Below are 19,110 nucleotides of genomic sequence, written 5' to 3'. Positions count from 1 at the left end.
GGGTTTAGCCAAACATAAAACATTTTGGCTAAAGCCTTGAATCTTCCCTATTATTCTACATCCAGCTAAAGCTGGACGCTATACATTCTTTTAATTCTTCAAATCGTATTTTTCTATTCTTCTGTACAACGCAGCGCGCGACAAACCAAGTTCTTCGGCAGTTTTACTGATGTTTCCGTTGTGTTTAAAAAGTGCTTTTTCAATCGCGCCTTTCTCCATTTCCGATAACGGATTTTCATCATTTTCCTGAATTTCCTCGAAGTCCAGAATATCCAAATCCATAACAGAAATGGTATTATTTTCAGCCAAAATCAAAGCTCTTTCAATCTTATTTTCCATTTCTCGAACATTCCCTTTCCATGGATATTTTTCAAGATAGGACGCAACATTATCTTCAAAACGCCATCCCGAAGCTTCGGAACCATGATTGTATTTTTCAGCAATCTGTTCCAGAATAAAATTGGCCATCGGTACAATATCGTCTTTTCTTTCTCTTAAAGAAGGCAGATTAATTTCCATGGTATTAATTCTGTAGAGCAAATCTTCACGGAATGTTTTATTTTTTACTTCTGTTTTAATATCGCTATTTGTAGCCGCAATAACACGAACATTTAGTGGCCGTGGTTTGCTTTCGCCTAAACGCGTTACGGTTTTGGTCTGCAAAACATGTAATAATTTTGCCTGAAGATGAAGCGGAATATTTCCAATTTCATCTAAGAAAATAGTTCCGTTCGATGCATTTTCAAAACGGCCAGGAGTATCGATTTTAGCATCTGTAAAAGCACCTTTGGCGTAACCAAAAAGTTCACTTTCAAATAAATTATCGCTTAGCGAACCCAAATCGACATGTACAAACGGCTCGTTTTTCCTTTCAGAATGCTGATGAATATATTCGGCAAAAACATATTTTCCTGTTCCATTTTCACCCAAAATCAAAACATTGGCTTCTGTTCGGGCAACTTTTTCTGCAATAGAATACGCTTGTTTTATTTTTGCTGAAGTCCCGACAAAATACTTTTTTTCGGTTTTATCTACTTTTTCTGCAGCACCTTTTTTATTCGTTTTTCTGCTTTCTGCAACTGCTTTATCAATAACTTCCAGCAATTTTTCGTTATTCCACGGCTTTAGCACATAATCAAAAGCTCCAATTTTAATACCTTCTACGGCAGTTTCAATTTTACCAAAGGCTGTCATTAAAATTACAATAGTCTGCGGAGATAGTGTTTTAATTTCTTTCAGCCAATGAATTCCTTCACGGCCATCTTCAAAACCAATTCGGTAATTCATATCAAGCAAAACCACATTTATTTCATTTTCGCTTAAAATTGAAATGATTTTTTTAGGACTATTGGTGGTAAAAATAGTTTCGAAATGCTTTTTAAGAATCATTTTTGCAGAAAAAAGAATTTCTTCCTGATCGTCAACAACTAATATTTGGGCTAGTTTTTTTCTCATGTGGTCTTTTTTCTGTCCGCTTTCGAACGGTCAACTGTTCATTATCGGACACTGCTTTTTTGTAGCGTTTTCTCGAGCCCTTTTAAAATCAATGCTTTACAAATAATAAATTTTATGGCACAGTATTTACCTATTGATTATCAGTAAAATAAATTAAAAAATGGACACGATAATTCCTCGTAAAAATAAAAAATTTAGATATCTCGCAATAGCAATTGCTGTTTTTTTAGTTTTGCTAACCATTAGCGTTTTTGCTTTTAATACCAAAAGAACTTTAAATGTAAAAGCAGACGAATTGGTAATTCAGAAAGCAGAAAAAGCCTTTTTTGAAGATTTTGTAGTTTTTCAGGCAAAAGTAGAACCTTTGAATGTTATGCTTGTCAATGTTACTGAGGGAGGTTCTGTAAAAGAAATCTTTGTAGAAAATGGCGCAATGGTTACCAAAGGACAATCGCTGGCCCGTTTGTACAATCCAAACACAGAGCTGAATTACCTGACTCAGGAAACTGCTATTATTGAGCAAATCAACAATTTAAATACAGGAAAATTAAATATCAGAAATCAAGAATTAAATCTAAACAAAGATTTGGTTTTGATTGAGCATGATTATAACGACGCGAAGAGATTATATGATATGAATGCGAAGTTGTATGAGAAAGATGTAATTTCTAAAAATGACTGGAATACTTTTAAAGAAAGCCTTCGTTTTCAGGAAGAACGCAAAAGAACAATCCAACAGAGCATTCAAAAAGAAAAACAAAGCAATCAGGTTCAGATTTCCCAAATAAACCGTTCGATCCAGACTATGGAAAAAAGTTTGGATATTCTTAGAAACAACAAGAAGAACTTTTTAATTACAGCGCCAGAAACAGGACGATTAACCTCTTTTGAACCTGTTTTAGGAAAAACTTTTCAAGCAGGCGCAAGCATCGGAAGAATCGATTCTAACAAAGGCTACAAGCTTATTGCTGAAGTAGACGAATTTTATCTGGAAAAACTTAGAGAAGGTTTAAAAGGACAGGTAGAATTTAAAGGGAAAAATCTTGAAGTTATTGTGACCAAAGTAATCCCTGAAGTTAAAGGTGGCCGATTTACTGTAGAACTTGCTTTTGTAAGTAAAGAAAATATTGTTCTGCAGGACGGACTTAGTTTTGGCGTAAAACTGATCTTGTCTGAAAAGAATAGAACTTTGGTAATTCCGAGAGGAGCCTTTAATCAAGAAGCAGCAGGAAAATGGATTTTTGTTGTAAACGGAAACAAGGCCGTAAAAAGAAACATCAAACTAGGCCGCGAAAATCCATCTTATTACGAGGTTCTTGAGGGCTTAAAAGAAGGCGAAGACGTGGTAACTTCTTCGTATACCGACTATAAAGATATCGAAGAACTAACGCTTCAGAAATAATTTTGTTTCAAGTTTCAAGTTAACGCGACGAACCACTTGAAACCTGAAACTTGAAACCTGAAACAACAAAACAATCATCGTTTCAATCATCAATCAAAAAACGTATTTAATAACATTTCAAAACCTAAAAAAATTATGATCACAATTCAAAATTTAACCAAAGTTTTTAGAACAGAAGAAATAGAAACTGCTGCTTTGAGCGGTATCAATTTAGAAATAAAAAAAGGAGATTTTTTAACCATTATGGGACCTTCTGGATGTGGGAAATCGACTTTATTAAATATTATTGGGCTTTTGGATAGCGCAAGCACCGGAAGCTACAAACTGCTAGACCAAGAAATGATTGGCCTAAAAGAAAAAGGCCGAGCTCAAGTGAGAAAAGAAAACATTGGCTTTATTTTTCAGAATTTCAACTTAATTGATGAGCTTTCTGTTTACGATAATATCGAATTGCCATTGCTTTACAACAACGTAAAAGCTTCTGAGAGAAAACAAAAAATCGAGGCGATTGCCGAGAAACTTAATATATCTCATCGTTTGAAACATTTTCCGCAGCAGCTTTCTGGAGGACAGCAGCAAAGAGTTGCCGTTGCCAGAGCTTTGGTAAATGATCCTAAAATTATTTTGGCCGATGAGCCAACAGGAAACTTAGACAGTAAAAATGGTAATGAAGTAATGGAACTTTTAACCGATTTACATGCTAAAGGCGCTACCATTTTGATGGTTACCCACTCTGATTATGATGCTTCTTTTTCGCAAAGAACGATTCACATGAAAGACGGAGTTATATTTTCTGAGAAATTAAATCAACGAAACGTTGATGTTTTTATGGACGCTAAATAATAAAGTGATGATTAAAATTATTGTTACTGCACTTGTCGTTCTGGTAGAACTGGTGTGCAAAATATTTACTATGATTTAGAACTGAAAAGTTTACCAAAAACAACCATATCAACTATAAAAATATACCTCAAAATGATTTTTAACTGGTTTAAAATATTTATATATCATTTAAAACAAAACAAACTGTTTTCGTTTTTAAATGTTTTAGGATTAAGCATCGGAATTGCTTCTGTTATTTTTGCGATTTTATACTGGAACAATGAAAACGCATACGATCAATGGAATCCTGAAAAAGAGAACTCTTACCTTGTTCTAAACAAAATTGGTTCAGGAGATATCTGGGCAACTAGTTCGATCCCTTTTGGAGAAACCTGTAAAGCGACAATCCCTGAAATTGACAAAGTTTGTTTTCTCTACAATTGGTACGAAGATGGCGTTGTTAAATTTCAAAATCTAAAAATATTAGATAAAAAAGTTATTCGTACAGACGAAAACTTTTTTGATTTTTTCCCTTTTGAAATTATAAAAGGAAATAAACAGAACATTTTAAAAGAAAAAAACAGTGTTGCCGTATCCGAAGATCAAGCAAAATTGCTTTTCAAAAATGATGATCCAATTGGCAAATCAATTACGTATGGCAATGGAGATTACATCGTAAAAGCTGTTTATCGTGTGACCAAACCTTCTTCGATCGAACCAAATTATATTTTTAACGGAGTTAAGCGTGACGGCGACAAAGATCAGTGGGGAAATTTCAACTATGCTTTAATGGTTAAAGCTAAAAAAGGAACCAATCCTTCTGCTCTTATAAAGAAAATGCAAAATGTAATTTTTGTAAACAGAACCGTAAAAGATGCCAAAGCCAGCGGACAGACTGTAGAGCAATATTTAAAAGAAAACGGACAAGTTGAAGTGATGTTGGATCAATTGAAAACGTCTCGTTTATATGGCACAAAAAGTTCAGGAGGCCAAAATTTTCCTGAAGGACAAGGCAATTTAAAACTGCTTTATATTATGGGCGGCCTTTCAGTCCTGATATTATTTTTATCAATGGTAAATTATATCAATCTCGCCACTGCATCGGCTATCAAGCGCGCCAAAGAAGTAGGTGTTCGTAAGATTGTAGGTGCTACCAAAAAACAGATCATTACTCAGTTTATTTTTGAAACTTCTATAACCGTATTACTTGCAATTGTTTTTGCACTCGCTATTGTAGAACTTTCATTACCATACTACAATACTTTTTTGAGAAAGACTTTGACTATGAATGGCGGCGAATTTTACCTGCAGCTTATTTTTATATTTGGATTAGTAATCGTTCTTGCGGGTATTTTCCCTGCTGTTTATATCTCAAATTTTGAAACATTAAAGGTTTTAAAAGGAAATTTTTCAAGAAGTAAAAGCGGTATTTGGATTCGAAACTCAATGCTTATCTTTCAATTCGGAATTGCGGCCTTCTTTATCATTGGAGCATTAATTGTCAATTCACAGGTTAGCTACATGATGAACAAAGATTTAGGCTTTAGCGGTGACCAAGTACTCTCTATTAATTATCACACAAAAGAGAGATTAAAAAGAACAGATGAGTATTTAACAGCAAAACAAGAAATTAAAAAAATCCCTGGGGTTGTAGATGTTACTACATTTGCCGGCACTTTTGGAGGCAATTCAGGCTCAAGTTCTGGATTTAAACATAATGGAATTTTTGTACAGCCCAAAAACATCGAAATGGATTTTGGTTTTCTAGAAATGATGAAAATTAAAATAGTTGAAGGCCGTGATTTATCTCCTCAATTTGCTTCTGACACTGTGAATGGCATGCTTATAAATGAAACACTTGCTAAAGAACTAAATCTTAAGAATCCAGTAAACACCATGATAACATCGGGCTGGAGTATTGGAAACAGTGATAACTTGAAGTTTAAAGTTGTTGGAGTTGTAAAAGATTTTAATTTAATCAATTTACAGAATAAAGTTCCGCCAATGGTTTTCATCAATTTAAAAACACTAAAATGGAACAACTTTAATCAAGTTCTTGTAAAAGTATCTCCAAATAATTTAACAGAAACGTTAGAAAAATTGAAATTATATTGGGAGAAAAACGTAAACCCTGACTATCCATTTGATTACGAATTTGTTAACAAAGGATTCGCGAAAACTTATGAAGAGCAAGTCAAACAAAAAAACCTCTTTTTTATCCTAAATTTGGTAGTAATCATAATTGCTATATTTGGATTGTTCGCTTTGGCATCATTTTCGATGGAGAGAAGATTGAAAGAAATCGCCATTCGAAAAACATTAGGAGCCGAAACAGATATACTCTTAAAAGAATTGTCGAAACAATATATTGTTTTCTGTTTTATAGGATTTGCAATCGGGATTGTTCCTGCTTATATATTATTACAGAAATGGCTGGAAGATTTCGCTTTTAGAATTGGAATATCAACAATTCCGTTTGTAATTGCCCTGATTTCACTTTTGTTTTTAACTTTAGTAATTGTTTTAACAAAAGCATTTCAGGTAACTAGAATAGATGTATTAAAATATCTAAAATACGAATAAGCTTGTAGACCATTTTTTTTAAAGAAGCCCGACAGATTTCAGTAAAATCCGTCGGGCTTTTATTTTTAATCCTTCATTGTAACGGCATCATTATAAATCAATTTGTCCAGACTTTCGTCTCTATCGTATACATCTGGGAAAAAATTGACTTCTCCATTGTCCTGAACCCAGCAGGTAAAATAACCTATATAAACCGGAATTTTACGTTTAAGCATACAGGTTGTTTCTTTTTCGCCACTCATAGCACTCTCAATCTTGTCTACTGGCCAATCTGGATCGTCTTTTAAAATATGCAGAGCAAGTTGCTTGGCTTCTTTCACATTGATACAGCCGTGGCTAAAAGTGCGTTTTTCAAATTCGAATAAACTTTTTGCAGGCGTATCATGCATATAAATATCGTTCGGATTGGGGAACATGAATTTTACTAATCCCAGCGAATTTTTCGGCCCTGGTTTTTGTCGCACTTTGCCTCCGTTCCATTCCATGTTATGTTCTTCCAAATAGTTCTTATCATTTGCAATCTGGAGTTTTAATTCGTTTTGGATAATGCTATTTGGTACGTACCAATACGGGCTAAAGACTATTCGATCCATACTTCCACTAAAAATCACCGTTTCACTAAGTCTGTTACCCACAAAAATGTCCGAAACCAGATCATATTTTCCATCCTTAACATAAAATAGCCTAAATGAAGGAATATTAACCATGACGTACTCTTCTGCTTTTGCCAATTTGGTCGGAATCCATCTACATCTTTCCATATTCAGCATGATGGTTCTTATTCTCTTGCTAATCGGCTCATTCATTTGATTGATAATATCTCTCGTTAGGGCATAATTTATTTTTAGATTATATCTTTTTTTATAATTTAAAACTCCCGCCATCAATTCTTCATCATAAATATCACTTCCAGAATCTTGTTTTAAATCTCCTACTACAAATAAGCGATTTCTAATTTGCTTAATGGCGATAGCTGTATCGTCTGGTCTTAAATCTTTAAAAGTCGCACTGTCAATCGCAATTTTCTGCCATAGATTATCGGTTTCAATTTTACGGTATTTTTTCAGCGCATCTTTCAATTTGTAGTACTGGCTGAATAATAAATTATCATCTTCATTCAATCGATTGGTATCTACCATTAATGAATCTAGAATGTGAGAATACGAAATGGATTTTGCAGGCAGATACCATCCTATTTTTTTTAATGTTGCAGGATCAACTCCAGAATACACATTGCTTGCATAAAATACATACATACTGGTAAGCAGTAATTCGGTATCGAGCTGAGATGGTTTGCTTGAAGAACTTTCGTTAAACGCCTCATCAATTTGTTCTTTATAAGGCATTTTTTCTTCAATTCCCTGATCTTTCAGAACATTTACTTTCTGGTATAATAATGACCCAAATTCAGTGATACTTTTATCATCATACCAAATAGATTTGTACTCTTTGGCTTTATAAATACCTTCAACATCTTTCTGATATTTTTTAAGCTTAGAATATTTTTTAAAAAAGGCATTGATGGAAGCCGCATCGATTGTAATGACAGCAAGAGTTTTTCGATTCGACAGATCAGAATTGCTTTTAGCATTGTTCGACAATGAATTTAATGAAAATGCAAAAAAACTGACTGTAACAATAATTAAAGAAAAAGTAAAATTTCGCATATTTTTAAAGTTTAAATTGGAAAGAAACAACTTTAAAAAAAATACCGAAAACCCAATAAATTACTCAAAAACCTTAGTTTTCACATATTTTTTTCATGTCTGGTAATCAATCGATTTGGGTAATCAAATATAACGAAGTTTTGTGAGAATTTTAATTTAATTAAAAGAAAACTTACATAAAAGAGCATTCTTTAAATGGAAAAACTTTTCTAAAAGCATCAAAATAGGTAATGATCCTAAAATTCCATTTTAATGGAAAGTTATGTTGAATAATTTTGAATAATCTCAATATCAATAATTACAATCCAAAAACGCTTAATTTCCGAACTTAATCTGTTATCTTTGCACCCTGAAATCAGTTTAAATAAATATAATCTTATAAGACTGTTTTTAGAGAATAAAAAAATAGCCCATTACAATGAAACTAGATAGAAAAGAAATTCTAAAAGCTTTAGAGACAATCACTATTGCTGGAGAAGGAAAAAATATGGTTGAAAGCGGTGCTGTAACCAATGTGATTACATTTGGAGATGAAGCTGTTGTAGACCTTGTATTGCATACACCTGCTATGCACATCAAAAAAAGAGCTGAAGACGATATTAGAAAAACAATTCATGAACTAATATCGCCAGATGCAAAAGTAAAGGTAAATATTAAAGTAGAAACTCCAGAGAAACCGGAAATTAAAGGCCGTGCTATTCCTGGAATTAAAAATATTATTGCAGTTGCTTCTGGTAAAGGAGGAGTAGGAAAATCTACAGTAACTGCAAACTTGGCTGTTACACTTGCAAAAATGGGTTTTAAAGTTGGTGTTTTAGACGCTGATATCTACGGTCCTTCTATGCCGATTATGTTTGACGTTGAAAACGAAAAACCAATTTCTGTAACTGTTGACGGAAAATCAAAAATGAAACCTATTGAAAGTTACGAAATCAAGATGCTTTCAATCGGATTTTTTACAGCGCCAAGCCAAGCTGTAATCTGGAGAGGACCAATGGCTGCAAAAGCATTAAATCAAATGATTTTTGATGCAGATTGGGGAGAATTAGATTTCATGCTTCTTGACCTGCCTCCTGGAACTGGAGATATTCACCTTTCTATCATGCAGTCACTTCCAATTACTGGAGCTGTTGTAGTAAGTACTCCGCAAGCGGTGGCACTTGCAGACGCCAAAAAAGGTGTGGCAATGTTTATGCAAGACAACATCAATGTTCCTGTTTTAGGAATTATAGAAAATATGGCTTACTTTACACCAGAAGAATTGCCAGAAAACAAATATTATATCTTTGGACAAGAAGGCGCTAAAAACCTTGCTGAAGATTTAGGAGTTCCATTTTTAGGAGAAGTTCCAATTGTACAATCTATTCGCGAAGCAGGAGATTACGGTCGTCCAGCTGCATTGCAAACTGGTTCTCCAATAGAAACAGTTTTTGAAGAAATTACTAGAAATGTGGTACAAGAAACAGTAAACAGAAACGAAAGCTTACCAGCAACAGAAGCTATCAAAATTACAACAATGGCGGGTTGCTCAGCAGTTAAAAAATAATTAGATAATTGAGATAATATGATAATTAGGTAATTTTAAACAATTTTCTAATTATCACATTATCTAATTGACACATTAATATTATGACAACAGAAGAATTAACAAGTAATGTTTTATTGGCCTTAGATGAGATAAGACCATTCTTAAAATCTGACGGTGGAGATATTTCATTAATTTCTATCGAAGATGACAAACATGTAAAAGTTCGTTTGGAAGGAGCTTGCATTAGCTGTAGTGTTAATCAGATGACGCTAAAAGCTGGTGTTGAAACAACCATAAAAAAATATGCACCACAAATTGAAACTGTGGTGAATGTAATGTAACAAAAAACAGTATCTTTTTATCCAAATTAAACCTTAAAAGTTTAACAAGAATAATAGGTAATTTATTGTTTGATTGAAAAAATCATAAAATAACACCTAAAAAAAGACGTTTTTTGCCACATTCACAAAAAACAACGCAAAGATTTAAGAGTTTCTGTTAAGGAATTGTTACATTTTTAACTTAAATTTGTCACAAAACCCTTAAATCTTAAACTTATGAAAAACTATTACGCTCTTTTTTTATTATTGTTTTTTGTTTCTGTAGGATATGCCCAAAGTAAGAATGTTGTGGTTGACAAGGCTTGGGTAAGTGAATCTGAAGAATGGTCTGACTTTCAATATTCGGGTAAGATTGTGTTTTCAATCAATCCAAACGAAGCACCTGGAACATTGCGAATTGGAAACTATGATTTCTTATACGATTTCGTAGAAGGAAAGGCAAAATTTACAGTAAAATCAACTTACAGTTCAGCAGAATTCTCAAATCCGAGGAAGCTTTCTGCTTCAACTGACAAACAAGGGGTTTTAAACACAACTTACGAAGGAACATTGGTCTTCCAGTCTGATAGAGATTATTATTCTGTAATTGCAGTGGTTACAATTCTTGAAAAAAACGACAACGTTCTTGGTGTAAAAATGCACCTAAAGGAGAATGATAGAAAAGAATACGCATTTAGTACTAAACCTACTAGCTAATATAAATTAGGATTTTTTCACGTTATAAAATCCTGCCAAAAAATTCCAATAATCAAAATGGATGTATTAATTAAAATTAAAGATCGAGAAGGAGTTATACACGAATTACAAGCTCCGACTGATATGGCAATGAATATAATGGAGTTATGCAAGGCATACGAACTTCCTGTTGAAGGAACCTGCGGAGGAATGGCCATGTGCGCTTCTTGCCAGTGTTATGTTCTTAATGATGTTGCATTACCAGAAATGGGAGACGATGAAGAAGCCATGCTCTCGGAAGCATTTTATGTTAAGTCTAATAGTCGTTTAGGCTGTCAGATCCCAATTACTGAAGATTTAGAAGGACTCGAGTTAGAACTGGCTCCAGAATATTAAAAATAAAAAAAAGCGAGAATTTAAAAGTTCTCGCTTTTTTGCTTTAGATTATTCAACTATAAATCGTATTGGATAATTATCTATATTTTTAATTTTAAAATACTCATCAAAATCATTAGATTTTTTATTAGAATAATAAATAATAATCTGATTTATGAAATCTTCCAAATTTCCTGCGATAACGTTTCTATCATTATCTTTATTCCAGTATTCAATCAATTGCCCTTTCTTTCCTGTAAAAATCCCACCTAAATCATAACAGATATAACTTCCTCCTCCATTATGAAAAATAGGTAACCAATTTTCATTCCACCAATTTTCAATTTCAAAATCAGATCCAATCATCGATGTAAATTCTTCCGCCGCTTCCAACACATCTTCTAAAGACATAAACATTGCATTATTTACAAAAGCTTCATAACAATTTTGATTCTGTCCATTTTTCCATTTATAAAGTTTCTTTAAATTAGATGGAATTTGAATTTTATATTTTTCTTCTAATAATTCAATCTCTGAATTATTCAGTGGTTCATTAAGAGTTTTATAATAATCTGGTCTTAAAACAGAAAGCTGATTATCTAATTTATTTATTAAATCTTCCATTATGTTTATTGTTTTTCAAATATTCAAATTCACTTTTTTACAAGATCATCCAGATTAGACTCTCTTAAAAGCTTATCCAAATATTTCCCTCTACTGCTTAATTCTCTTTGATAAGGCGCAAAATTACTTGTGGCTTTATTAAACTCATCATTTAATTCCTTTAAACGATTTTCCCGCTCTTCTGCTGTAAAAGAAGATTTGTCTGCAATAAAATCCAAGATTCGTTTGATAGCAATTTCCTTTTCAATAATATCATTTTCATTATTATTCAAAGTGCAGATTCCGTAAACACCTTTACAGAAATAATTCCATTCTTCTTCTAAAGCCTGATCTACTTTTTCACCGTTTATCACTCCATTTTCATCAAAAACATTTCCGTATGCAAATTTCTGATGAGCGTGATTTTTAAGGTTCGCCAGCAAGTTTTCTTTGAATATTGTTTTGAATTTTTCTGGATTTGAAATCTTAGCATTCTCTTTTATGTATTGTAAAATACTTGGATGGAAATATTTTCTTTCAATAATAACCTTATGGTTATCATTTAATGAAGAACTAATTGTAATATCTGATTTTATACTATAAGAAGCCTCCGGAACAAGTTTATTTTTAATTAACTCATTTAGTTTATCTGAAGAAATTTTTGCTTCTCTAATCACTTCCTCAAACTCAATATAATTTTCTACTATGTATTTTAGGTTTTTATCCATTTTTCTAGTTTTCGTTTGATGAAATTAAGGTTTTATTTCCACATCCAATCTAACTTTGAAAGGAAATCGATTACTTGTTTTTACTAAATACATTCCCTTTTTTTTGTGATGATAATTATAAGTAATTAAAACTTCATACAAAGAATCCGTGTGAACAATTTGCGTTTCATAATCCCGCACAACCCTTCCGTTTAGTTTTGTTTCAGAAATAGCTTTCCAAACACCCGTCAAGTTTTGTGCGTTACCGATATTGTAAAAAGGAAAAAATACCGCATAACAATTATGACAAATTATTCAAATCTACTTTTAATCAAATCTATAATTAAGAGCAATAGGGTTTAAAACTATCACTATAAGACATTTTTAAAAGCTGTATTTCTAATATACCTTAAAGTACCATTCTTAAATCTTTTGGTGGCTATTCTAATATTTCATTCAAAATACTTTTGCAAAAAAATTATAGCAGTAGAATAACGTAAAACCTATTCTTCATTTAACCAGTAATATTATACAAAATGAACAGATTTCTAAATTACATCAGCATTGCATTAATTGCTTTCACATTCTTCTCATGTGATAAAAACGAATGGACACCAGAAAAAGAAGCTGATTTTAAAAAAGGAGTAAAAGAGAGCTTAGAGAGTAAAGGAAAAGGATTATTTACAGAAGACCAAATTAATTATATCTCTGATTGCTCTTTTGAGAAACTTAAAAGCAGAAACATAAAGCCCTATGATATGAAAACACCTGGTACTATACTCATGATGAAACAAATGGGGAAAGAGTGTGCACAAGAAGCTTTTATCAAAAAACCAGCTGGCGGAACAGATAATTCTTGGAATCCAAAAACTGAAGAAAACTACAAAGCAATGTTAAGAACAACACTTCTTAAGACTGGCGCAAAAAGCGAAGATGTTTCTTTTGTTGCAGATTGCTTTATAAATAAAATGAAAGAACAAAATTTAGGTCCTGCAGATTTACAAAATCCTAAAAATGGTGACCTAGTTCAAAAAATTGGCAAAGCTTGTGGTGAAGAATTAATGAAAAAGAAATAATTTCAACTTCAATTAAAATCAAAAAAACCGTAATTACATTACTGCAATTACGGTTTTCTCTTTATAACAATTTTCTTTAATCTCTCAGATTACACCAAACCGGCTTTAATTAAATATTCAGCGATTTGGATTGTGTTTGTTGCAGCGCCTTTTCTTAAGTTATCTGCAACAATCCACATGTTTAATGTATTTGGCTGGCTTTCGTCACGACGGATTCTTCCAACAAAAACATCATTTTTACCTTCTGCGTATAATGGCATTGGATAAGTAAAGGTATCTAAATTATCTTGCACCACTACTCCATCAGTATGGTGTAGAATTTCGCGAACTTCGTTTACATCAAAATCATTTGTAAACTCAACGTTTACCGCTTCGCTATGTCCGCCTACAACTGGCACACGAACTGCAGTAGCTGTAACTCTAATTGTGTTATCACCAAGAATTTTTTGAGTTTCGCGAACTAATTTCATTTCTTCTTTAGTGTATCCATTTTCTTCAAAACTATCGCAATGAGGAATTGCATTTCTATGGATAGGATATTTGTAAGCCATATCACCTTGAATTCCTGCGTACTCATTTTCTAATTGTTTTACCGCTTTTACACCAGTTCCAGTAATCGATTGGTAAGTAGAAACAATGATTCTTTTAATGTTGTATTTTTTGTGCAATGGAGCCAAAGCCAATACCATTTGAATAGTAGAGCAGTTTGGATTTGCAATAATTTTATCTTCTTTTGTCAATACAGAAGCATTGATTTCTGGAACTACCAATTTTTTGGTAGGATCCATTCTCCAAGCAGATGAGTTATCGATAACAGTTGTTCCTGCTGCAGCAAATTTTGGAGCCCATTCTAAAGATGTATCTCCTCCTGCAGAGAAAACAGCGATATCTGCTTTCATATCAACAGCTGTTTGTAAGCCTACTACTTTATATTTGGTTCCTTTATATTCGATTTCTTTTCCTACCGATCTTTCAGAAGCAACAGGAATTAATTCTGTAACAGGAAAATTTCTTTCTGCTAATACTTTAAGCATTACTTCGCCTACCATTCCAGTAGCGCCTACAACTGCAATTCTCATTTTTATATTTTTAAATAATCAATTAATCTAATTTTGTAAAGCAAAAGTAAGTATAATAAAAGTCTCTGCAAGGCGATTCACAAAAAATAACAAAATGTTATAAAATAAACATTTTGTAAAAAAACCGCCTCTTTAGAAGGCGGTTAAGTTAGACTTAGTGTAGCGGTATTATATCTTATTGTTTATTTTTCAATAAATCTCTTATTTGAGTAAGCAATTCTTCCTGAGTTGGTGCTGCAGGTTGATTTGGTGCTGGTTCTTCTTTCTTTTTAAGACTGTTCATTCCTTTAATTACAAGAAATAAAACAAATGCCACAATGATAAAATTAATTACCGCCGAAAGAAACAGACCGTATTTTACACCTCCAAATGCCGTTAGCTCTTCTATTTTTGACAAATGAGCTGCATCTAATGCCGGTTTTAATACTAACGGTGTAATTACATCTTCAATAAATGAACTTACAATTTTACCAAAAGCAGCTCCAATAATTACAGCAACAGCAAGGTCAACTACATTACCTTTCATTGCAAATGCCTTAAATTCTGAAAAAAATCCCATATCGTATCTATTTACATTTATAATAAGTGAATATCGAAAATACGCAATTTTATTGAAAATTCTTAAGATTATCTGAAAAATACCCTCTTAACACGTTGCGAAATACTCGTCATTATCTCATACGGAATTGTTTTTAAGGCTACAGCCATCTCTATCACAGTCGGGCTTTCGCCAAAAATAATTACCGAATCGCCTTCTTTACAATCTATATCGGTTACATTGACCATCAGCATATCCATACAAACACTTCCAACGATTTTGGCTTTTTGATTTTTGATGGTGACAAAACCAACTTCATTTCCCCATAATCTCGCAATTCCATCAGCATAACCAATTGGGATTGTAGCAATTTTAGTTTCTTTTTCGGCCATAAAACGGCGTCCGTAACCCACGCTGTCTCCAGCGGGAATAGTTCGAACCTGCGAAATAATCGATTTTAAGGTTCCAACATTTTCCAAATATTTTTGTTCTAATGGATCGTTGGAAACTCCATACAAACCAATTCCTAAACGCACCATACTGTATTGTGCATCTGAAAAATTGCTTATTCCAGAAGTATTTAAAATATGTCGAATTGGGTTAATATTTAATTCTGCCATTAATTTGGAAGACAATTTTTCAAACAATGCAATCTGTTTTCTCACAAAATCAAAATGTTTTGGTTCATCGCTAGTTGCCAAATGTGACAAAATCGTTTGCACGCGAACCGTTGAATTTCCTTTTAAAGTTGCAATTAATTCATCAATAGTATTGTTTTCAAAACCTAAACGATGCATTCCTGTATCCATTTTGATATGAATTGGATAATCTTTTAAGTTCTTTTCACGAGCAATTTTCAAAAAGGCATTTAGTCCTTTCAGACTATAAATTTCGGGCTCTAACTGATATTGAATGATCGATGGAAAGCTCGTCGATTCGGGATTTAAAACCATAATTGGAAGTTTTATTCCTCCATTCTTCAACGCGATTCCTTCATCGGCGAAAGCCACACCCAAATAATCTACTTTATGATGTTCTAGTAATTTTGCAATTTCTAATCCACCGTTTCCATATCCAAATGCTTTCACCATCACCATCATTTTGACATTTGGCGCTAGTTTTGACTTATAATAATTGAAGTTATGGGTGATCGCATCTAGATTAATTTCAAGAACGGTTTCATGTGTCTTTTCTTCTAGAAGCGAGACAATTTCTTCAAATTGAAAAGATCTTGCTCCTTTTATTAGAATGGTTTCGTTATTGAAATTCAAGTTGTCGATTTCGGCAATAAAATCGGCTGTGTTTTCAAACATTGTACTGTTTGGAAACTTCGCTTCAAAAGAAGAAATTGTGGGTCCGATACCAATTACGCGATTTATTTTATTATCTGAAATTAACTGGGCAACTTTAGAATACAATTCTTCATTGGTGAAACCGCTTTGGAAAATATCCGATAAAATGACTGTTTTTGAAGCGCCTTTTTTCTTCTGGCTTTCTAAAAAGTCTAAAGCAATTTTAAGCGATTGAAAATCGGAACTATAACTATCGTCAATAATACTGCAATTGTTAATTCCGTTCTTCACTTCCAAACGCATTCGAACAGGATAAAGCTTCTCGATTCGATTCTGAATGGTTTCTTGATCGTAATTAAAGTTTAATAAAACTAACAAACAAGAAATCGCATTTTCGACAGAAGCAGAATCATTAAAAGGAATTTCTAAATTGAAAACCTGATTTTTGTATTGATACTGAATGAAAGTATGATCGCTCTTATGTTCTCTTTTTTCAATAAAAACATCAGCAGTTTTGTCTTGAAAACTCCAAGAAAACAATTTTCTCGGATGATGCATATATTCAGCGGCAAATTGAGACAAACAAGAATCTACCACTTCATTTTTTTGATAAATAATGATGGGACAATCTTTAAACAAAAGCAGTTTTTCATCAATTTTCTGTACTAAATTCAAAAACCCTTCATCGTGTGCAGAACCAATATTAGTTAAAACTCCTATATTGGGTTTGATGATTTTCTCCAATTTAGCCATTTCGTTAACTGTTGAAATTCCAGCCTCGAAAATGCCTAAGTTATGCTTTTCATTAATTGCAATAACCGAAAGCGGAACCCCGACTTGAGAATTATAACTCTTTGGACTTCTAATAATATTATAATCAGGACTCAATAAGAAATTAAGCCATTCTTTTACAATCGTTTTACCATTACTTCCTGTTACTCCAATAACTGGAAAATGGAATAAATTTCTATAATAAGCAGCAAATTCTTGAAGTGCAAAAAGCGTATTTTCGACAACCAAAAAATTAGCTCTTTCTGCAAAACCTTCTGGAATATACTGAACTACAAAATTCTGAACTCCGTTTTCAATTAAATCTGGAATAAATAAATGAGCGTCGTTATTCACACCGGCCAGAGCAAAAAATAAAGTCTGTGATCCGTTTTGAAGCGAACGGCTGTCAATTGAGATATGATCGATTAAAACATCAGCATTGGAGCCAATCCATTTGGCATTTAGTACTGAAACTAGGCTTTTTAAATTTAGGCTCATTTAGAAATTTCTTTTTTTCAAATTTAAAAAAAGGTTTGCCACGAATTTCCCAAATTTTCACTAATTATTCAATTTATATGAAAGTGCCGCAAAAATAGGTTTGCCACGAATTGCGTGAATTCTCATGAATTAATTTCTAAAAAATAATCGGCTAAATCTGCATGAAAAGTTATAGTCACAGGTTACAGGAGCATCATTTATTATAATCCTTTTTAATCCTGAAATCTGTGGTAAAAAAAATAATTCCTGTGGGTTCGTGTAATTTGTGGCAGAAAACATTTATTGATTATATTTGTTTTTACACTACAAATTTCCATGTTTTGAAAAAAGTACTTCCGATATTCTCCTATATATTACATCCGATTTTTATATCGCTTTATGCGACTTTATTTTATTTGTTTTACAAAGACGATGTTTTCAGTACGAAAGAGAAGTATTTTGTCTTAATTCAGATTTTGGTCATTAACGTCATAGTCCCTGTCCTGTTTTATTTATTATTAAAATCGACTGGACATGTAAAATCAATAATGCTGAGTCAGACTTCAGAACGGACTATTCCGCTCATTCTTCAGTGTTTTTTATATATTTTATTAGTCAAAAGAAGCATTGTAATTACGCGTTATCCAGAACTTCATTTCTTTTTTCTTGCAGCCTTGTTCAGTACTATTTTGGCGTTGGTTTGTGTTCTGTTCAAGACAAAAGCAAGTTTGCATATGGTTGCTATCTCGGGTTTAACGATTTTTGTTATCGGATTAAACATTCATCTTCAGCTTCATAATCCGTATTGGCCCGCTTTACTTATTTTATTATCAGGAATTGTGGCCTCATCCCGTTTAGAAATGAATGCACATACTTCTAGGGAAATATTAATTGGATTGTTTGTTGGAATAATGCCGCAGCTTCTATTTTTATATTTGTGGTTATAAAATGTAAAAGATCAAACCTGCATTTAAGGTTTTCATATTGATTTTTTCGCCAGACACAGTGGTTGCCGAATTAAACAAAGGACTTAAACCATAATATATATAGACATTCCAAGTGTTGTATCCAGCCGAAAGATATGGGCCGTATTGAAATTTATTGATATTGTCGTTATTCTTAATTCTATATGTTTTTTCTCCATCATCAAGAATAGAGGAACTTGAAAACACATAACTCAATTTTACACCACCATAAATACGCCAGAATTTAGTGCTTTCGAAAGTCGAATTACGCCATCTAAATTCTATCGGAAGATCTACAGAATATTGTCTGTACCGATTGGAAACAAATTCTCCATAACTGTTTACTCCATATATAATTGCGCCTGAAGCATCCTCAGAAATCGTTAAATTTTGATAATAATTCTGGTAACTCAAACCCAAACCTGTAGCAATAGCAATCGTTCTCGATTTATTAACAGGCATGTCGCGCAAGAAACCTCCCGAAAGTCCAAGAGAAAATTTATTCTGTTTGAAATCGATTGGGATATCGGTAAACATATTATAGGTAACCGAAAAATAAAATTGATCTTCTCGATACAAAGAATCTATTTTTACAGCTGGTTTTATCTCAGGCTTAACGTCTTCTTGTGCAAAAGAGTTAAAAAAAGTGAGTAAAAATAGGCAGCTAAAAATAATTCGCATATCGTAAATTTGGTTTTAAAAGAGGATTTTAAAATAAACGCTTTTCTTAGTTTATTTATTTCATATACAAATA

17 protein-coding genes are annotated in these 19,110 nt (G+C 32.7%); 9 read left to right on the top strand and 8 right to left on the bottom strand.

Translation table 11 applies throughout. The features are described from left to right. Window positions 1-90: 90 nt before the first annotated feature. Window positions 91-1,455 (bottom strand): sigma-54-dependent transcriptional regulator, encoded by a 1,365-nt coding sequence (locus M0M44_RS06875; protein ID WP_248729098.1) that lies wholly within the window; start codon window positions 1,453-1,455, stop codon window positions 91-93. A gap of 160 nt (window positions 1,456-1,615) precedes the next feature. Between M0M44_RS06875 and M0M44_RS06870 the strand changes: the two genes are divergently transcribed. The 3 genes from M0M44_RS06870 (at window position 1,616) to M0M44_RS06860 (ending at window position 6,262) form a co-directional block, all read left to right on the top strand. Then, a complete protein-coding gene (locus M0M44_RS06870; protein WP_248729097.1) occupies window positions 1,616-2,857 on the top strand; it encodes an efflux RND transporter periplasmic adaptor subunit in 1,242 nt (413 codons plus the stop codon). A gap of 135 nt (window positions 2,858-2,992) precedes the next feature. Then, on the top strand, window positions 2,993-3,700 hold the full coding sequence (locus tag M0M44_RS06865; protein ID WP_248729096.1) for an ABC transporter ATP-binding protein: 708 nt from the start codon (window positions 2,993-2,995) through the stop codon (window positions 3,698-3,700). Window positions 3,701-3,832: 132 nt separating this feature from the next. Next, window positions 3,833-6,262: an ABC transporter permease gene (locus M0M44_RS06860; protein WP_248729095.1), complete on the top strand. Its 2,430-nt coding sequence runs from the start codon at window positions 3,833-3,835 to the stop codon at window positions 6,260-6,262. A gap of 65 nt (window positions 6,263-6,327) precedes the next feature. Here M0M44_RS06860 and M0M44_RS06855 read toward each other — a convergent pair whose 3' ends face one another. After that, window positions 6,328-7,929 carry a L,D-transpeptidase family protein gene (locus tag M0M44_RS06855; protein ID WP_248729094.1) on the bottom strand — a complete coding sequence of 534 codons (1,602 nt, stop codon included), beginning with the start codon at window positions 7,927-7,929 and terminating at the stop codon, window positions 6,328-6,330. A gap of 418 nt (window positions 7,930-8,347) precedes the next feature. Between M0M44_RS06855 and M0M44_RS06850 the strand changes: the two genes are divergently transcribed. The 4 genes from M0M44_RS06850 to M0M44_RS06835 all read left to right on the top strand — a co-directional run bounded on the left by M0M44_RS06850 (window position 8,348) and on the right by M0M44_RS06835 (window position 10,869). Then, window positions 8,348-9,475 (top strand): Mrp/NBP35 family ATP-binding protein, encoded by a 1,128-nt coding sequence (locus M0M44_RS06850; RefSeq protein WP_248729093.1) that lies wholly within the window; start codon window positions 8,348-8,350, stop codon window positions 9,473-9,475. 83 nt (window positions 9,476-9,558) lie between these two features. Next, on the top strand, window positions 9,559-9,798 hold the full coding sequence (locus M0M44_RS06845; protein ID WP_095929732.1) for a NifU family protein: 240 nt from the start codon (window positions 9,559-9,561) through the stop codon (window positions 9,796-9,798). A 216-nt stretch (window positions 9,799-10,014) separates the two neighbouring features. After that, entirely contained in the window at window positions 10,015-10,494 is a 480-nt protein-coding gene (locus M0M44_RS06840; RefSeq protein WP_248729092.1) for a hypothetical protein, read from the top strand. A 57-nt stretch (window positions 10,495-10,551) separates the two neighbouring features. Further along, the gene (locus tag M0M44_RS06835) at window positions 10,552-10,869 is read left to right on the top strand and encodes a 2Fe-2S iron-sulfur cluster-binding family protein (RefSeq protein WP_091490641.1); all 318 of its coding nucleotides are present in this window, start codon (window positions 10,552-10,554) and stop codon (window positions 10,867-10,869) included. Window positions 10,870-10,917: 48 nt separating this feature from the next. Here M0M44_RS06835 and M0M44_RS06830 read toward each other — a convergent pair whose 3' ends face one another. Together M0M44_RS06830 and M0M44_RS06825 are read right to left on the bottom strand one after the other, a co-directional pair. Then, entirely contained in the window at window positions 10,918-11,472 is a 555-nt protein-coding gene (locus M0M44_RS06830) for an SMI1/KNR4 family protein (RefSeq protein ID WP_248729091.1), read from the bottom strand. A 29-nt stretch (window positions 11,473-11,501) separates the two neighbouring features. Next, on the bottom strand, window positions 11,502-12,179 hold the full coding sequence (locus M0M44_RS06825) for a DUF6058 family natural product biosynthesis protein (protein WP_248729090.1): 678 nt from the start codon (window positions 12,177-12,179) through the stop codon (window positions 11,502-11,504). A 515-nt stretch (window positions 12,180-12,694) separates the two neighbouring features. On the opposite strand from M0M44_RS06825, the gene M0M44_RS06820 reads away from it, so the two are divergent. Next, window positions 12,695-13,234 (top strand): hypothetical protein, encoded by a 540-nt coding sequence (locus M0M44_RS06820; RefSeq protein ID WP_248729089.1) that lies wholly within the window; start codon window positions 12,695-12,697, stop codon window positions 13,232-13,234. A gap of 89 nt (window positions 13,235-13,323) precedes the next feature. Here the strand turns inward: M0M44_RS06820 and M0M44_RS06815 are convergent, their stop codons facing one another. The 3 genes from M0M44_RS06815 to M0M44_RS06805 form a co-directional block, all read right to left on the bottom strand. After that, window positions 13,324-14,313, bottom strand: a complete 990-nt coding sequence (locus M0M44_RS06815) for an aspartate-semialdehyde dehydrogenase (RefSeq protein ID WP_248729088.1) — start codon at window positions 14,311-14,313, stop codon at window positions 13,324-13,326. 175 nt (window positions 14,314-14,488) lie between these two features. Further along, entirely contained in the window at window positions 14,489-14,872 is a 384-nt protein-coding gene (mscL, locus tag M0M44_RS06810; protein WP_113677219.1) for a large conductance mechanosensitive channel protein MscL, read from the bottom strand. Window positions 14,873-14,940: 68 nt separating this feature from the next. Further along, a complete protein-coding gene (locus M0M44_RS06805) occupies window positions 14,941-17,412 on the bottom strand; it encodes a bifunctional UDP-N-acetylmuramoyl-tripeptide:D-alanyl-D-alanine ligase/alanine racemase (protein WP_248729087.1) in 2,472 nt (823 codons plus the stop codon). A 320-nt stretch (window positions 17,413-17,732) separates the two neighbouring features. Between M0M44_RS06805 and M0M44_RS06800 the strand changes: the two genes are divergently transcribed. Continuing rightward, window positions 17,733-18,338, top strand: a complete 606-nt coding sequence (locus tag M0M44_RS06800) for a hypothetical protein (RefSeq protein WP_248729086.1) — start codon at window positions 17,733-17,735, stop codon at window positions 18,336-18,338. Here M0M44_RS06800 and M0M44_RS06795 read toward each other — a convergent pair. Beyond that, window positions 18,333-19,037, bottom strand: coding sequence for a porin family protein (locus M0M44_RS06795; RefSeq protein ID WP_248729085.1), 705 nt, complete (start codon window positions 19,035-19,037; stop codon window positions 18,333-18,335). The two genes, M0M44_RS06800 and M0M44_RS06795, sit on opposite strands and share 6 nt — an antisense overlap. Between the last annotated feature and the right edge of the window lie 73 nt (window positions 19,038-19,110).

The organism is Flavobacterium humidisoli (assembly GCF_023272795.1).
Lineage (GTDB): Bacteria > Bacteroidota > Bacteroidia > Flavobacteriales > Flavobacteriaceae > Flavobacterium > Flavobacterium humidisoli.
This window is presented reverse-complemented; position numbering and strand designations above follow the sequence as displayed.

What these genes read in the sequence shown, in the direction of transcription:
- M0M44_RS06830 (WP_248729091.1), bottom strand. Translation starts at nt 11,472, where the DNA reads ATGGAAGATTTAATAAATAAATTAGATAATCAGCTTTCTGTTTTAAGA.
- M0M44_RS06865 (WP_248729096.1), top strand. Translation starts at nt 2,993, where the DNA reads ATGATCACAATTCAAAATTTAACCAAAGTTTTTAGAACAGAAGAAATA.
- M0M44_RS06875 (WP_248729098.1), bottom strand. Translation starts at nt 1,455, where the DNA reads ATGAGAAAAAAACTAGCCCAAATATTAGTTGTTGACGATCAGGAAGAA.
- M0M44_RS06870 (WP_248729097.1), top strand. Translation starts at nt 1,616, where the DNA reads ATGGACACGATAATTCCTCGTAAAAATAAAAAATTTAGATATCTCGCA.
- M0M44_RS06840 (WP_248729092.1), top strand. Translation starts at nt 10,015, where the DNA reads ATGAAAAACTATTACGCTCTTTTTTTATTATTGTTTTTTGTTTCTGTA.
- M0M44_RS06835 (WP_091490641.1), top strand. Translation starts at nt 10,552, where the DNA reads ATGGATGTATTAATTAAAATTAAAGATCGAGAAGGAGTTATACACGAA.
- M0M44_RS06815 (WP_248729088.1), bottom strand. Translation starts at nt 14,313, where the DNA reads ATGAGAATTGCAGTTGTAGGCGCTACTGGAATGGTAGGCGAAGTAATG.
- M0M44_RS06860 (WP_248729095.1), top strand. Translation starts at nt 3,833, where the DNA reads ATGATTTTTAACTGGTTTAAAATATTTATATATCATTTAAAACAAAAC.
- mscL (WP_113677219.1), bottom strand. Translation starts at nt 14,872, where the DNA reads ATGGGATTTTTTTCAGAATTTAAGGCATTTGCAATGAAAGGTAATGTA.
- M0M44_RS06850 (WP_248729093.1), top strand. Translation starts at nt 8,348, where the DNA reads ATGAAACTAGATAGAAAAGAAATTCTAAAAGCTTTAGAGACAATCACT.
- M0M44_RS06825 (WP_248729090.1), bottom strand. Translation starts at nt 12,179, where the DNA reads ATGGATAAAAACCTAAAATACATAGTAGAAAATTATATTGAGTTTGAG.
- M0M44_RS06805 (WP_248729087.1), bottom strand. Translation starts at nt 17,412, where the DNA reads ATGAGCCTAAATTTAAAAAGCCTAGTTTCAGTACTAAATGCCAAATGG.
- M0M44_RS06820 (WP_248729089.1), top strand. Translation starts at nt 12,695, where the DNA reads ATGAACAGATTTCTAAATTACATCAGCATTGCATTAATTGCTTTCACA.
- M0M44_RS06855 (WP_248729094.1), bottom strand. Translation starts at nt 7,929, where the DNA reads ATGCGAAATTTTACTTTTTCTTTAATTATTGTTACAGTCAGTTTTTTT.
- M0M44_RS06845 (WP_095929732.1), top strand. Translation starts at nt 9,559, where the DNA reads ATGACAACAGAAGAATTAACAAGTAATGTTTTATTGGCCTTAGATGAG.
- M0M44_RS06795 (WP_248729085.1), bottom strand. Translation starts at nt 19,037, where the DNA reads ATGCGAATTATTTTTAGCTGCCTATTTTTACTCACTTTTTTTAACTCT.